12 protein-coding genes and 7 tRNA genes are annotated in these 14,346 nt (G+C 52.8%); 18 read left to right on the forward strand and 1 reads right to left on the reverse strand.

The window, feature by feature from the left end; genetic code table 11:
• The first annotated feature begins 5 nt into the window (after nt 1–5).
• From asnB to SK32_RS09670, 8 genes are all read left to right on the forward strand, one after another.
• Entirely contained in the window at nt 6–1,670 is a 1,665-nt protein-coding gene (gene asnB / locus SK32_RS09635; RefSeq protein WP_003835552.1) for an asparagine synthase B, read from the forward strand.
• 221 nt (nt 1,671–1,891) lie between these two features.
• Nucleotides 1,892–1,968 (forward strand) — tRNA-Met (locus tag SK32_RS09640).
• Between the two features lie 8 nt (nt 1,969–1,976).
• A tRNA-Leu gene (locus SK32_RS09645) sits at nt 1,977–2,061 on the forward strand.
• A 23-nt stretch (nt 2,062–2,084) separates the two neighbouring features.
• Nucleotides 2,085–2,159, forward strand: a tRNA-Gln gene (locus SK32_RS09650).
• 37 nt (nt 2,160–2,196) lie between these two features.
• Nucleotides 2,197–2,271: transfer RNA gene (locus SK32_RS09655), tRNA-Gln, on the forward strand.
• Nucleotides 2,272–2,292: 21 nt separating this feature from the next.
• Nucleotides 2,293–2,369: transfer RNA gene (locus SK32_RS09660), tRNA-Met, on the forward strand.
• A 43-nt stretch (nt 2,370–2,412) separates the two neighbouring features.
• Nucleotides 2,413–2,487 (forward strand) — tRNA-Gln (locus SK32_RS09665).
• A gap of 36 nt (nt 2,488–2,523) precedes the next feature.
• Nucleotides 2,524–2,598, forward strand: a tRNA-Gln gene (locus SK32_RS09670).
• 120 nt (nt 2,599–2,718) lie between these two features.
• On the opposite strand, the gene ubiF is transcribed toward SK32_RS09670, so the two are convergent.
• Complete coding sequence (ubiF, locus tag SK32_RS09675; RefSeq protein WP_048212285.1) at nt 2,719–3,894, reverse strand: 3-demethoxyubiquinol 3-hydroxylase; 1,176 nt, start codon at nt 3,892–3,894, stop codon at nt 2,719–2,721.
• A 145-nt stretch (nt 3,895–4,039) separates the two neighbouring features.
• Here ubiF and miaB point away from each other — a divergent pair, with 145 nt between their 5' ends.
• From miaB to rihA, 10 genes are all read left to right on the forward strand, one after another.
• Nucleotides 4,040–5,470 carry a tRNA (N6-isopentenyl adenosine(37)-C2)-methylthiotransferase MiaB gene (miaB, locus tag SK32_RS09680; protein ID WP_005121416.1) on the forward strand — a complete coding sequence of 477 codons (1,431 nt, stop codon included), beginning with the start codon at nt 4,040–4,042 and terminating at the stop codon, nt 5,468–5,470.
• A gap of 206 nt (nt 5,471–5,676) precedes the next feature.
• Complete coding sequence (locus SK32_RS09685; protein WP_048212286.1) at nt 5,677–6,723, forward strand: PhoH family protein; 1,047 nt, start codon at nt 5,677–5,679, stop codon at nt 6,721–6,723.
• On the forward strand, nt 6,720–7,187 hold the full coding sequence (ybeY, locus tag SK32_RS09690) for an rRNA maturation RNase YbeY (protein ID WP_048212287.1): 468 nt from the start codon (nt 6,720–6,722) through the stop codon (nt 7,185–7,187). Before SK32_RS09685 ends, ybeY begins: the two co-directional genes overlap by 4 nt.
• A 96-nt stretch (nt 7,188–7,283) precedes the next feature.
• Nucleotides 7,284–8,162, forward strand: a complete 879-nt coding sequence (gene corC, locus SK32_RS09695) for a CNNM family magnesium/cobalt transport protein CorC (protein ID WP_048212288.1) — start codon at nt 7,284–7,286, stop codon at nt 8,160–8,162.
• Nucleotides 8,163–8,186: 24 nt separating this feature from the next.
• On the forward strand, nt 8,187–9,725 hold the full coding sequence (gene lnt / locus SK32_RS09700; protein ID WP_048212289.1) for an apolipoprotein N-acyltransferase: 1,539 nt from the start codon (nt 8,187–8,189) through the stop codon (nt 9,723–9,725).
• 356 nt (nt 9,726–10,081) lie between these two features.
• Nucleotides 10,082–10,990: a glutamate/aspartate ABC transporter substrate-binding protein GltI gene (gltI, locus tag SK32_RS09705; protein WP_048212290.1), complete on the forward strand. Its 909-nt coding sequence runs from the start codon at nt 10,082–10,084 to the stop codon at nt 10,988–10,990.
• A gap of 162 nt (nt 10,991–11,152) precedes the next feature.
• Complete coding sequence (gene gltJ, locus SK32_RS09710) at nt 11,153–11,893, forward strand: glutamate/aspartate ABC transporter permease GltJ (RefSeq protein WP_003022759.1); 741 nt, start codon at nt 11,153–11,155, stop codon at nt 11,891–11,893.
• Nucleotides 11,893–12,567, forward strand: a complete 675-nt coding sequence (gltK, locus tag SK32_RS09715) for a glutamate/aspartate ABC transporter permease GltK (RefSeq protein WP_003022757.1) — start codon at nt 11,893–11,895, stop codon at nt 12,565–12,567. The genes gltJ and gltK overlap by 1 nt, the downstream gene beginning before the upstream one ends.
• Nucleotides 12,567–13,292: a glutamate/aspartate ABC transporter ATP-binding protein GltL gene (gene gltL / locus SK32_RS09720; RefSeq protein ID WP_003022754.1), complete on the forward strand. Its 726-nt coding sequence runs from the start codon at nt 12,567–12,569 to the stop codon at nt 13,290–13,292. Before gltK ends, gltL begins: the two co-directional genes overlap by 1 nt.
• 116 nt (nt 13,293–13,408) lie before the next feature.
• A complete protein-coding gene (gene rihA, locus SK32_RS09725; protein WP_048212291.1) occupies nt 13,409–14,344 on the forward strand; it encodes a pyrimidine-specific ribonucleoside hydrolase RihA in 936 nt (311 codons plus the stop codon).
• Nucleotides 14,345–14,346: the final 2 nt, after the last annotated feature.

Genomic DNA, 14,346 nt, shown 5'->3' on the forward strand with positions numbered 1-14,346 from the left:
AGGTTATGTGTTCTATTTTTGGCGTATTCGATATTAAAACTGACGCAGTTGAACTGCGTAAAAAAGCCCTGGAATTGTCTCGTCTGATGCGCCATCGCGGCCCGGACTGGTCGGGTATTTACGCCAGTGATAACGCCATTCTGGCACACGAACGTCTGTCCATCGTCGACGTCAACGCCGGTGCTCAGCCGCTGTACAACGTGAAGAAAACGCATATCCTGGCGGTTAACGGTGAAATTTATAACCACCAGGCGCTGCGCGCTGAATACGGCGATCGCTATCAGTTCCAGACAGGTTCCGACTGTGAAGTTATCCTCGCGCTGTATCAGGAAAAAGGCCCAGAGTTCCTGGATGACCTGCAAGGCATGTTTGCCTTCGCGCTGTACGACAGCGAGCAGGACGCTTACCTGATTGGCCGCGATCACATCGGGATCATCCCACTGTATATGGGCTACGACGAACACGGTAACTTCTATGTTGCGTCTGAAATGAAAGCACTGGTTCCTGTTTGCCGTACGATTAAAGAATTCCCGGCCGGTAGCTATCTGTGGAGTAAAGACGGCGAAATTCGTCAGTACTACCAGCGCGACTGGTTTGAATACGATGCGGTAAAAGACAACGTTACCGATAAAAACGAGCTGCGTCAGGCGCTGGAAGATGCGGTGAAAAGCCACCTGATGTCAGATGTTCCTTATGGTGTATTGCTGTCCGGCGGTCTGGATTCTTCGGTCATTTCCGCAATCACCAAAAAATACGCCGCGCGTCGTGTTGAAGATCAGGAACGCAGTGAAGCCTGGTGGCCGCAGTTGCACTCCTTCGCCGTCGGCCTCGAAGGCGCACCGGATCTGAAAGCCGCACAAGAAGTAGCAAACCATCTGGGTACCGTGCACCACGAGATCCACTTCACCGTGCAGGAAGGTCTGGATGCTATCCGCGACGTGATTTATCACATCGAAACCTACGATGTTACAACCATTCGTGCCTCGACGCCGATGTACTTAATGTCGCGCAAGATTAAAGCAATGGGCATTAAAATGGTGCTGTCGGGCGAAGGGTCAGACGAAGTGTTTGGCGGTTATCTCTACTTCCACAAAGCGCCAGACGCGAAAGAATTGCATGAAGAAACCGTGCGTAAACTGCAGGCGCTGCACATGTTCGACTGTGCGCGTGCCAACAAAGCCATGTCAGCCTGGGGCGTGGAGGCTCGCGTGCCCTTCCTGGACAAAAAATTCCTTGATGTGGCAATGCGCATCAACCCGCAGGATAAAATGTGCGGCAACGGCAAAATGGAAAAACATGTTCTGCGCGAATGTTTTGAATCCTACCTGCCAGCGAGCGTCGCATGGCGGCAGAAAGAGCAGTTCTCTGACGGCGTCGGTTACAGCTGGATTGACACGCTGAAAGAAGTCGCTGCAGAGCAAGTTTCCGACCAACAACTGGAAACCGCCAGCTTCCGTTTCCCGTACAACACGCCATCGTCGAAAGAAGCGTATTTGTATCGTGAGATTTTTGAGGAACTGTTCCCGGTTGCCAGCGCTGCGGAATGTGTTCCGGGCGGCCCTTCTGTTGCCTGTTCTTCCGCCAAAGCGATCGAATGGGATGAAGCGTTTAAAACCATGAACGATCCGTCTGGTCGCGCGGTTGGCGTACACCAGTCCGCTTATAAATAAGTTAATCCTTAGAAAAGGGCCCTGGGGCTCTTTTTTTATGTCTGTTTTCTGTGCTAAAAAACAATTAATAACTAATAATTGCCGAATATTGCGTCATGCTGTTCGCAACCTAACCAAACAGTCACATTCCAGCTATTTTCAATGAAAAAGGGGTTGACGCTTCAAGGCTCAATACGCATAATGCGCCCCGCAACGCCGATAAGGTTACGCGAAAAAAAGATGGCTACGTAGCTCAGCTGGTTAGAGCACATCACTCATAATGATGGGGTCACAGGTTCGAATCCCGTCGTAGCCACCATCTTTTTTGCGGGAGTGGCGAAATTGGTAGACGCACCAGATTTAGGTTCTGGCGCCGCAAGGTGTGCGAGTTCAAGTCTCGCCTCCCGCACCATTCACCCGTAAGCGTTGCACGGATGGGGTATCGCCAAGCGGTAAGGCACCGGTTTTTGATACCGGCATTCCCTGGTTCGAATCCAGGTACCCCAGCCATTTTTTCTTCGATATAGCGGTTCACCGCGACGGTCATTGGGGTATCGCCAAGCGGTAAGGCACCGGTTTTTGATACCGGCATTCCCTGGTTCGAATCCAGGTACCCCAGCCATCGAAGAATATGATAGTATCAGGCTACGTAGCTCAGCTGGTTAGAGCACATCACTCATAATGATGGGGTCACAGGTTCGAATCCCGTCGTAGCCACCATATTAAGGACGTATCGACTCGTTCGGTAAATCCAAAAAATTGTTGGGGTATCGCCAAGCGGTAAGGCTCTGGTTTCTGATACCAGCATTCCGAGGTTCGAATCCTCGTACCCCAGCCAATTTCAAAAAGTCGTCCACTCTGTGGGTGCACCCGTTGGGGTATCGCCAAGCGGTAAGGCTCTGGTTTCTGATACCAGCATTCCGAGGTTCGAATCCTCGTACCCCAGCCATATTAAAAAAGCTCGCTTCGGCGAGCTTTTTGCTTTTATAACGCCGGGTAACGGCAAGACTTACCCGGCCTACATGACTTGTAGGCCTGATAAGCGTAGCGCCATCAGGCTCCACTTGAGCTACAACCCTAACGCATACTTCAGCGCCTGACGCTTCAGCACACCTGCGCGCTCTGCGGCCATAAGCCCGAGATTACGCATGATGCGCAGCGGCTGCAGGTTGTTGCTAAAACCGGCGTAGAACAAATCCATCCCACTTTGCATAATGAAGTTATCGGTCATACGACGATTCTGATAACGCTTGAGCACCGGTTGACTGGCCCACGCCTCACCATAGCTGCGGGCGCTCACCAGAACATCAATCAGCGCATCGACATCACGAAAACCCAGATTAACGCCCTGCCCCGCCAGTGGGTGAATGGTATGCGCGGCATCACCTACCAGCGCCAGCCCCGGTTGCACATATTGCAGCGCGTGACGACGCGTAAGCGGGAATGCCCCCGCCGCCACAGGCGTAACGCTACCGAGTCGTGAAGGGAAATGTTTAGCGATCTCCGCCTGCAGTTGCGGCATATTTAGCGCTTGCAATTGGCGGATGCGAGCTGGTGAGTCGTACCACACCAGCGAGGCCCAGTCGTCGAACAACGGTAAAAATGCACGCGGACCGTCAGGGGTAAACTGCTGCCAGGTGCTGTCTCCGGGTGCGTTTTCACACTGGACAGTTATCAGCATACAAGATTGCGCGTATTGCCAGGCATGGATGCCAATCCCGGCCATTTTGCGTACCTGAGAGTTGGCACCATCAGCACCGATCACCAGCTTCGCATTGATTTTTTCACCGTCTGCCAGCTCAAGTTCATGCCGGTCATTATGTCGATGTAAAGAAATCAGCGAGGTGGGCACGCGCAACGTCACGTCAGGATGAGCTTCCAGCGCCTGCCAGAGCGCCTGTTGCAGGACTGTGTTCTCCACCATGTAACCCAACAACGGCAGCTTAAGTTCCGCTGCATCAAACACCACATGGGCATTTTCCCATTCCCACGTCTCCAGCCGACGATAAGGATGGCTGCGCATCCCCTGCACCGTATCCCAGACGCCCAGCCCTTTAAGCAACGACACGGAGGCGGAGCTAATAGCCGAAATTCTGACATCCGGCTGTCCGTCAGCCACAAACGGCGCGGGCACGGCATGCTCGATAACCGTTACCGTAAATCCGTGCTGCGCCAGTCCCAGCGCCAGCGCGCCGCCGACCATCCCCCCGCCGACAATGGCAATTTCCGTTGGTTGATTTGTCATGGTCAATCATCCTGTTACATGTATTGTGTAAGTTTACAGGATTTTTTCCCCCTTGAGGCTGACATCCGTCATACTGGTCACAACCGCGCCAAAGCAGTACACTATGCGCCCTGCATTTCAGCCACAATTTCGCAAGAGCAAGTCGATGACCAAAAAACTCCATATTAAAACCTGGGGCTGTCAGATGAACGAATACGATTCATCGAAGATGGCCGATCTGCTGGATGCCACTCACGGGTATCAACTGACCGACGTGGCGGAAGAAGCGGATGTGCTGCTGCTGAATACCTGCTCAATCCGCGAGAAGGCTCAGGAAAAAGTCTTCCATCAATTAGGTCGCTGGAAGCTGTTAAAAGAGAAGAATCCCAAGCTCATCATTGGTGTTGGTGGCTGTGTTGCGTCTCAGGAAGGCGATCATATTCGCCAACGCGCGCATTACGTCGATATTATTTTTGGGCCGCAAACCCTGCATCGCCTGCCGGAAATGATCAACAAAGTGCGTGGAAGCACCACCCGTAGTCCGGTAGTTGATATCAGTTTCCCGGAGATCGAAAAATTCGACCGCCTGCCAGAACCGCGTGCTGAAGGGCCAAGCGCGTTTGTGTCCATCATGGAAGGCTGCAATAAATATTGTACTTACTGCGTGGTTCCCTACACCCGCGGTGAGGAAGTCAGCCGTCCGGCGGATGATATTCTGTTTGAAATCGCCCAGCTTGCAGCCCAAGGCGTGCGTGAAGTAAACCTGTTGGGGCAAAACGTCAACGCCTGGCGCGGTGAAAACTACGACGGCACCACCGGCTCGTTCGCCGATCTGCTGCGTCTGGTCGCAGCGATCGACGGCATTGACCGTATCCGTTTTACCACCAGCCATCCGATCGAATTCACCGATGATATCGTTGAAGTTTATCGCGATACGCCAGAGCTGGTGAGCTTCCTGCACCTGCCGGTACAGAGTGGTTCGGATCGTGTACTGAACCTGATGGGTCGTACCCATACCGCGCTGGAATACAAAGCAATCATCCGTAAACTGCGCGCAGCACGTCCGGATATCCAGATTAGCTCCGACTTCATCGTCGGCTTCCCGGGTGAAACCACCCAGGACTTCGAGCAGACCATGAAGCTGATCGCTGATGTCAATTTCGACATGAGCTACAGCTTTATCTTCTCTGCGCGTCCTGGCACCCCTGCCGCCGATATGGTTGACGACGTACCGGAAGAAGAGAAAAAACAGCGTTTATACATCCTGCAGGAGCGTATTAACCAGCAAGCCATGGCCTGGAGCCGTCGTATGGTCGGCACGACCCAGCGCATTCTGGTCGAAGGTACGTCACGGAAAAGCGTGATGGAACTGTCAGGGCGTACCGAAAATAACCGCGTGGTGAACTTTGAAGGTACCCCGGATATGGTCGGTAAGTTTGTTGATGTTGAAATTACCGATGTCTGGACCAACTCACTGCGCGGCAAAGTGGTGCGTACCGAAGACGAAATGGGCCTGCGCATCGCAGAATCCCCTGAGTCGGTCATTGCGCGTACCCGCAAAGAAAACGATCTGGGCGTGGGTACTTATCAGCCTTAATCCTGCTGAAAAACGCAAACAATGCCCGATGGCGCCACGCTTATCGGGCCTACACTTCCTGGCTCGCTGCTCCGGCGGGCCTTGTAATTTGCCCTGGCACCCCCATATTTATTGCAATGCTTGCGCCTTTCCCCCATGGCGTGAATAATTTCCTTAGATGCCGGTAAATGTTCAGCGTCCGGCGAGACATGCATAAGAGGAACAGTTTGAACATAGACACTCGCGAAATTATCCTTGAACCCGCAGACAACGCCCGCCTGTTGAGCCTTTGCGGGCCATTTGATGACAACATAAAACAACTGGAGCGTCGTCTCGGCATCGAAATTAACCGCCGCGATAACCACTTCAAACTGACTGGTCGTCCAATTTGTGTCACCGCTGCGGCAGATATTTTACGCAGCCTGTATGTCGATACGGCCCCAATGCGCGGCCAGACACAGGACATCGAGCCAGAACAAATTCACCTTGCGATTAAAGAAGCGCGTGTGCTTGAGCAAAGCGCAGACAGCGTGCCGGAATTTGGCAAAGCGGTGAATATCAAAACCAAGCGCGGAGTGATTAAACCGCGCACGCCGAATCAGGCACAGTACATTGCGAATATCCTCGACCACGACATCACCTTTGGTGTTGGCCCTGCGGGTACAGGTAAAACGTATCTGGCTGTTGCCGCTGCGGTCGATGCACTAGAGCGTCAGGAGATCCGCCGTATTCTGCTAACCCGTCCAGCGGTTGAAGCCGGTGAAAAACTGGGTTTCCTGCCAGGCGATCTGAGCCAGAAAGTCGATCCCTATTTACGACCGCTGTATGACGCGCTGTTCGAAATGCTCGGTTTTGAGAAGGTTGAAAAGCTGATTGAACGTAACGTCATTGAAGTTGCGCCGCTGGCCTATATGCGTGGCCGTACGTTAAACGATGCGTTTATCATTCTTGATGAGAGCCAGAACACCACCATCGAACAGATGAAAATGTTCCTGACTCGTATCGGCTTTAACTCCAAAGCGGTTATCACCGGCGATATCACCCAGATTGACCTGCCGCGCAGCACCAAGTCCGGTCTGCGTCATGCCATTGAAGTGCTGGCTGAAGTCGACGAAATTAGTTTTAATTTCTTCCATAGCGAAGACGTGGTTCGCCATCCGGTGGTTGCCCGTATCGTCACGGCGTATGAAGCCTGGGAAGAAGCAGAACAAAAACGCAAAGCCGAGCTGGCGGCAGAACGCAAGCGCGAAGCTCAGGAGCAGGAACAAAAATGAGTCAGGTTATTCTCGATTTACAGCTGGCATGCGAAAACGAATCCGGCTTACCACCAGAAAGTCAGTTTCAGAGATGGCTGGATGCCGTGATCCCGCAGTTTCAGGAAGAGTCAGAGGTCACGATTCGGTTGGTCGACGATGCTGAAAGCCACGAGCTGAACCTGACCTATCGCGGGAAAGATAAATCAACAAACGTACTCTCTTTCCCGTTTGAAGCCCCGCCAGGCATTGAGATGCCGCTGCTGGGTGATTTGATCATCTGCCGTCAGGTCGTTGAGAAAGAAGCGCAGGAACAAGGTAAGCCGCTTGAAGCCCACTGGGCGCACATGGTGGTGCATGGTAGCCTGCATTTGCTCGGCTACGACCATATCGAAGACGATGAAGCGGAAGAGATGGAATCCCTCGAAACAGAGATTATGCTTGCTCTGGGCTATGAGGATCCGTACATTGCCGAGAAGGAATAAGCCGTCGGGCATCTGCCCGGGCTTCCCATAAAGCCGTGCGCTGAGTTTACGCGCATTGAGCGACCTGTTAACTAACATGAGAACCCATACGACGCCATGAGCGACGACAATTCACACAGTAGTGACACCTTAAACAGCAAAAAGGGATTTTTTTCCCTGTTACTGAGCCAACTTTTCCACGGTGAACCGAAAAACCGCGACGAACTGTTGGAGCTGATCCGTGATTCCGGGCAAAACGACCTTATCGATGAAGATACGCGCGATATGCTCGAAGGGGTGATGGATATTGCGGACCAACGCGTACGCGACATTATGATCCCTCGCTCTCAGATGATTACCCTGAAACGCAACCAGACCCTGGACGAATGTCTCGATGTGATCATCGAGTCTGCCCACTCGCGTTTTCCGGTGATCAGCGAAGACAAAGATCACATTGAAGGGATTCTGATGGCCAAGGATCTGCTGCCGTTTATGCGCAGCGATGCCGAAGCCTTCAGCATGGAGAAAGTGTTACGCCAGGCGGTTGTCGTACCTGAAAGCAAGCGGGTTGACCGCATGCTGAAAGAGTTCCGCTCCCAGCGTTATCATATGGCTATCGTCATCGACGAGTTTGGCGGTGTCTCAGGTCTGGTGACCATTGAGGACATCCTTGAACTGATTGTCGGTGAAATTGAAGATGAGTACGACGAAGAAGACGATATTGATTTCCGTCAGCTCAGTCGCCACACCTGGACTATTCGCGCGCTGGCGTCGATTGAAGACTTCAACGACGCTTTCGGGACCCACTTTAGCGACGAAGAAGTCGATACCATTGGCGGGCTGGTTATGCAGGCCTTTGGTCATTTACCCGCTCGCGGTGAGACCATCGACATTGATGGTTACCAGTTCAAAGTGGCGATGGCTGACAGCCGTCGTATTATTCAGGTTCATGTCAGAATTCCGGACGACTCACCCCAGCCCAAACTGGACGAATAAACCCGAAACTGGATCATAGACTACATGGCATTTGCCCCATTAATTGAACGCCAGCGCATGCGCCTGCTGCTGGCGTTATTATTCGGTGCCTGCGGGACGCTGGCGTTCTCTCCGTATGACATCTGGCCCGCCGCGATTATTTCGCTGATGGGTCTGCAGGCTCTTACCCTCAACCGCCGTCCTCTCCAGTCTGCTGCCATTGGCTATTTCTGGGGAATGGGCCTGTTTGGTTCAGGCATCAACTGGGTCTACGTCAGCATCGCGCAATTTGGCGGCATGCCGGGGCCGGTAAACGTTTTTCTCGTGGTTCTGCTTGCCGCCTACCTTTCCCTCTACACCGGTCTGTTTGCTGGCATTCTGTCGCGTCTGTGGCCGAAAACCAGTTGGATTCGGGTAGCGATTGCCGCGCCGGTTATCTGGCAGATAACTGAATTCCTGCGCGGCTGGGTCCTGACCGGCTTCCCATGGCTGCAGTTTGGTTACAGCCAAATTGATGGCCCGCTAAAAGGGCTTGCACCGGTAATGGGCGTAGAGGCAATCAACTTCCTGCTGATGATGGTTAGCGGCCTGCTGGTGCTGGCGTTAGTCAGCCGTAACTGGCGTCCGCTGGTCGTGGCCGTGATACTTTTCGCGCTGCCCTTCCCGCTACGCTATATCCAGTGGTATACGCTGGAGCCGGAAAAAACCACGCAAGTGTCGATGGTGCAGGGCGACATTCCACAGTCGCTCAAATGGGATGAAAGTCAGTTACTCAACACCCTGAAGATTTATCTCGACGCCACCCAGCCCGAGATGGGTAAATCACAGCTCATCATCTGGCCAGAATCTGCTATTCCGGATCTGGAAATTAACCAGCAGCGTTTTCTGAGCATGATGGATGACCTGCTGAAATCGAAAAACAGCACGCTGATTACCGGGATTGTAGATGCTCGCCTGAACAAACAGAATCGTTACGACACCTACAACACCATCATCACGTTGGGTAAAGACAGTCCGTACAGTTATGACTCGACCAATCGCTATAACAAAAATCACCTTGTCCCATTTGGTGAGTTTGTCCCGCTGGAATCGATCCTACGCCCGTTAGCGCCGTTCTTTGACCTGCCAATGTCTTCGTTCAGCCGTGGACCTTATGTACAGCCACAGCTGCATGCGCACGGCTTTAAGCTGACGGCTGCCATCTGCTACGAAATCATTCTTGGCGAACAGGTTCGGGATAACTTCCGTCCGGATACTGACTACCTGCTGACTATCTCCAACGATGCCTGGTTCGGTAAGTCCATTGGTCCGTGGCAGCACTTCCAGATGGCGCGGATGCGTTCTCTGGAGCTGGCACGCCCGCTGCTGCGTAGCACCAATAACGGTATTACCGCGGTGATTGGCCCGCAGGGTGAAATTCAGGCGATGATCCCGCAGTTTACCCGTCAGGTTCTGACCACCAGCATTACGCCGACCACGGGCTTAACCCCTTATGCTCGTACCGGTAACTGGCCGCTGTGGCTGCTGACCGCACTGTTTGGCTTTGGTGCGGTGGTCATGAGCCTGCGTCAACGTCGTAAGTAACCTCCCCTCCCCGGCCGGATAACGCTTTGCTTATCCGGCCCATAAACATTTCCCACATCCCATTCTGGCACGTCTATTGCTTTGTTCTACAAGGCAAACGCTGTTTTGGCTGAATGTGCAACCTGGTCGCACCAAAGTTGAGCGAAGGTAGCACCCGAAAAGTGCAACAGGATATTTTTGCCCCCAAATGGTGCGGCGCACTTCGCAAAAATAAACAATAACACAGCAAATTCTTTACATTCATCCAAACTAAATGTTAACAAACATATACAAGACTGCACGTTTAAGTAGCAAACAATAACAACATCACAATGGGTATCAATGCGTCACCGGCGCAGACGATAAAGGAGTTGGATATGCAATTACGTAAGCTCGCCACAGCCATGCTGGTCATGGGAATGTCCGCTGGTCTGGCGCACGCAGAAGACGCAGCACCAGCGGCAGGCAGTACGCTGGATAAGATCGCTAAAAATGGCGTAATCGTCGTCGGACACCGTGAATCCTCGGTACCGTTTTCTTACTACGATAATCAGCAAAAAGTGGTCGGCTATTCACAGGATTACTCCAACGCAATTGTTGAAGCGGTGAAGAAAAAGCTGAACAAGCCTGACCTGCAGGTGAAACTGATCCCAATTACCTCTCAGAACCGTATTCCGCTGCTGCAAAACGGTACCTTCGACTTTGAATGTGGTTCCACCACCAACAACGTTGAGCGCCAGAAACAAGCAGCCTTCTCTGACACTATTTTCGTTGTCGGCACCCGTCTGCTGGCGAAAAAAGGCGGTGACGTCAAAGATTTCGCTGACCTGAAAGGCAAAGCCGTGGTCGTGACTTCAGGTACCACCTCAGAAGTCCTGCTGCACAAGCTGAACGAAGAACAAAAAATGGATATGCGCATCATCAGCGCGAAAGACCACGGTGACTCTTTCCGTACTCTGGAAAGCGGCCGCGCCGTTGCCTTTATGATGGATGACGCCCTGCTGGCTGGCGAACGCGCGAAAGCGAAGAAACCGGATAACTGGGAGATTGTCGGCAAGCCGCAATCTCAGGAAGCCTACGGCTGTATGCTGCGCAAAGATGACCCTGAGTTCAAAAAGCTGATGGATGACACCATTGCCCAGGCTCAGACCTCAGGCGAAGCTGAGAAATGGTTTGATAAGTGGTTTAAAAATCCAATTCCACCGAAGAACCTGAACATGAATTTCGAACTGTCAGACGAAATGAAGGCTCTGTTCAAATCACCGAATGATAAAGCGCTTAACTAACTAAAATAAATGGGGCGAGTTCACCTTGCCCTCTCGATTGTTACTTGGCACGGACAGACTATAAGCCTGATGGTCGTTCCCCATCAGGCCTGAAAACCGCAAAACGCCGAATAACAATCTTCGAGGGTAGCGCTGCTACCCTTTTTTTTCTGGAGTAGATTTATGTCTATAGACTGGAACTGGGGGATTTTTTTACAACAGGCCCCGTTCGGCAACACCACCTATCTCGGCTGGCTCTGGAGTGGTTTCCAGGTCACGGTCGCGTTATCTATCACCGCCTGGATTATCGCTTTCCTCATAGGCTCTTTATTCGGCATTTTACGTACCGTACCAAATCGTTTCCTTTCCGGGATCGGCACGCTGTACGTTGAGTTGTTTCGTAACGTTCCACTCATCGTCCAGTTCTTTACCTGGTATCTGGTCATTCCTGAACTGCTGCCGGAAAACATTGGCATGTGGTTCAAGTCAGAACTGGATCCCAACATTCAGTTCTTCCTCTCATCTATGCTTTGTCTGGGGCTGTTTACCGCCGCGCGCGTCTGTGAGCAGGTTCGCGCCGCGATTCAGTCCCTGCCTCGCGGGCAGAAAAACGCCGCGCTGGCGATGGGCCTGACGCTGCCGCAAGCCTATCGCTACGTCCTGCTGCCAAACGCTTATCGCGTGATTGTTCCGCCAATGACCTCAGAGATGATGAACCTGGTGAAGAACTCCGCAATCGCCTCCACCATCGGTCTGGTGGATATGGCGGCGCAGGCGGGCAAGCTGCTGGATTACTCCGCCCACGCATGGGAATCGTTTACCGCCATCACGCTGGCCTACGTCCTGATTAACGCCGTCATCATGCTGGTGATGAATCTCGTCGAACGCAAAATCCGCCTGCCTGGCAATTTGGGAGGCAAATAATGTACGAATTTGACTGGAGTTCTATCGTCCCTTCCCTGCCGTATCTGCTGGACGGATTGATCATCACGTTGAAAATCACCGTTACAGCGGTCGTCATTGGTATCGTCTGGGGGACCATCCTTGCCGTCATGCGACTGTCGAGCTTTGCGCCGATTGCCTGGTTTGCGAAGGGCTACGTCAACGTATTCCGCTCTATTCCGCTGGTAATGGTGCTGCTGTGGTTCTACCTGATTGTGCCCGGCTTCCTGCAAAACGTGCTGGGCCTGTCGCCAAAAACCGATATTCGCCTGATCTCGGCGATGGTGGCGTTTTCGATGTTTGAAGCCGCGTACTATTCCGAAATTATCCGTGCCGGTATCCAGAGTATTTCTCGTGGGCAGTCCAGCGCCGCGTTGGCGCTGGGGATGACCCACTGGCAGTCGATGAAGCTGATCATTCTGCCACAGGCATTCCGCGCAATGGTGCCGCTGCTGCTTACCCAGGGCATCGTACTGTTCCAGGATACCTCGCTGGTCTATGTATTGAGTCTGGCAGATTTCTTCCGTACCGCCTCCACCATTGGTGAGCGTGACGGCACGCAGGTTGAAATGATCCTGTTTGCTGGCGCCGTTTATTTTGTATTCAGTCTGAGCGCATCGTTGTTGGTCAGCTATTTGAAGAAAAGGACAGTTTAATGATTACCCTGAAAAATGTTTCTAAATGGTATGGTCACTTTCAGGTGCTGACCGACTGCTCCACGGAAGTGAAAAAAGGTGAGGTGGTGGTTGTCTGTGGCCCGTCAGGCTCCGGTAAATCAACGCTTATCAAGACGGTAAACGGCCTGGAGCCAGTGCAACAGGGCGTCATCACCGTTGATGGCACCGTGGTAAATGATAAAAAAACCGATCTGGCCAAACTGCGCTCTCGTGTTGGTATGGTGTTCCAGCACTTTGAACTGTTCCCGCATCTGTCGATCATTGAGAACCTGACTCTGGCGCAGGTAAAAGTGCTTAAGCGCGATAAAAAGCCGGCCCGCGACAAAGCGCAAAAGTTACTGGAACGCGTTGGTCTGTCAGCACATGCCGAGAAGTTCCCGGCCCAGCTATCCGGGGGCCAGCAACAGCGTGTCGCTATCGCCCGGGCGCTATGTATGGATCCTATCGCCATGCTGTTTGACGAACCGACATCGGCGCTTGATCCTGAAATGATCAACGAAGTACTGGACGTTATGGTTGAACTGGCCAATGAAGGGATGACCATGATGGTGGTAACCCACGAAATGGGCTTTGCGCGTAAAGTGGCGAACCGGGTGATCTTCATGGATGAAGGGAAAATTGTTGAAGACTCACCGAAAGAAGAGTTCTTCGCCAATCCGAAATCGGACCGCGCCAAAGACTTCCTCGCGAAAATCCTGCACTAATCTTGCTGGCGCGCATCGCCATGTGCGCGCCATCTCACGATTTACCTCTTCACTTCTCGAAACAGATACAGCCCAGCGTTAACCTTGTCACAGAGTCCCACTTACAAGGAGCAACAATGGCACTTCCGATCCTGTTTGATTGCGATCCAGGTCATGACGACGCTATCGCAATTGTTCTCGCCCTCGCCTCACCTGAACTGGATGTGAAAGCGGTAACCTCGTCAGCCGGGAACCAGACGCCCGACAAAACGCTGCGTAACGTATTACGCATGCTAACACTGCTCAATCGTAGTGATATTCCCGTCGCCGGTGGCGCTGTGAAACCGCTGATGCGCGATCTGATTATTGCCGATAACGTCCACGGCGAGAGTGGGTTAGATGGCCCGGCGCTCCCGGAACCCGCCTTTGCGCCACAGGCCTGTACCGCTGTGGAACTGATGGCGAAAACCCTGCGTGACAGCCCAGAGCCAGTGACCATTGTCTCCACCGGGCCGCAAACCAACGTGGCATTGCTACTGAATAGCCATCCTGAACTGCACGCTAAAATCGCCCGTATCGTGATAATGGGTGGTGCGATGGGGCTCGGAAACTGGACGCCCGCCGCTGAGTTCAACATTTTCGTGGATCCTGAAGCCGCTGAAATCGTATTCCAGTCGGGCATTCCGGTGGTGATGGCGGGTCTGGACGTCACGCATAAAGCGCAAATACATCGCGAAGATACCGAACGGTTCCGCGCTATTGGCAATCCTGTTTCAACGATCGTTGCTGAACTCCTCGACTTCTTCTTTGAATATCACAAAGACGAAAAATGGGGATTCATCGGCGCGCCGCTGCACGACCCCTGCACTATTGCCTGGCTGCTGAAACCGGAACTGTTTACCACCGTTGATCGCTGGGTTGGTGTGGAAACTCAGGGCAAATACACGCAGGGCATGACCGTGGTGGACTACTACTTCCTGAGCGGCAATAAGCCAAACGCCACCGTGATGGTGGACGTTGATCGCCAGGGATTTGTCGATCTGCTGGCGGAACGGCTGAAGTTTTACGCCTGATG

Source organism: Citrobacter sp. MGH100 (genome assembly GCF_001034465.1).
Taxonomy (GTDB): domain Bacteria; phylum Pseudomonadota; class Gammaproteobacteria; order Enterobacterales; family Enterobacteriaceae; genus Citrobacter; species Citrobacter youngae.

Bases quoted from the DNA above. Each gene is read 5' to 3' on its own strand.
- asnB (WP_003835552.1), top strand. From the start codon at position 6: ATGTGTTCTATTTTTGGCGTATTCGATATTAAAACTGACGCAGTTGAA.
- ubiF (WP_048212285.1), bottom strand. From the start codon at position 3,894: ATGACAAATCAACCAACGGAAATTGCCATTGTCGGCGGGGGGATGGTC.
- miaB (WP_005121416.1), top strand. From the start codon at position 4,040: ATGACCAAAAAACTCCATATTAAAACCTGGGGCTGTCAGATGAACGAA.
- ybeY (WP_048212287.1), top strand. From the start codon at position 6,720: ATGAGTCAGGTTATTCTCGATTTACAGCTGGCATGCGAAAACGAATCC.
- corC (WP_048212288.1), top strand. From the start codon at position 7,284: ATGAGCGACGACAATTCACACAGTAGTGACACCTTAAACAGCAAAAAG.
- lnt (WP_048212289.1), top strand. From the start codon at position 8,187: ATGGCATTTGCCCCATTAATTGAACGCCAGCGCATGCGCCTGCTGCTG.
- gltI (WP_048212290.1), top strand. From the start codon at position 10,082: ATGCAATTACGTAAGCTCGCCACAGCCATGCTGGTCATGGGAATGTCC.
- gltJ (WP_003022759.1), top strand. From the start codon at position 11,153: ATGTCTATAGACTGGAACTGGGGGATTTTTTTACAACAGGCCCCGTTC.
- gltK (WP_003022757.1), top strand. From the start codon at position 11,893: ATGTACGAATTTGACTGGAGTTCTATCGTCCCTTCCCTGCCGTATCTG.
- gltL (WP_003022754.1), top strand. From the start codon at position 12,567: ATGATTACCCTGAAAAATGTTTCTAAATGGTATGGTCACTTTCAGGTG.
- rihA (WP_048212291.1), top strand. From the start codon at position 13,409: ATGGCACTTCCGATCCTGTTTGATTGCGATCCAGGTCATGACGACGCT.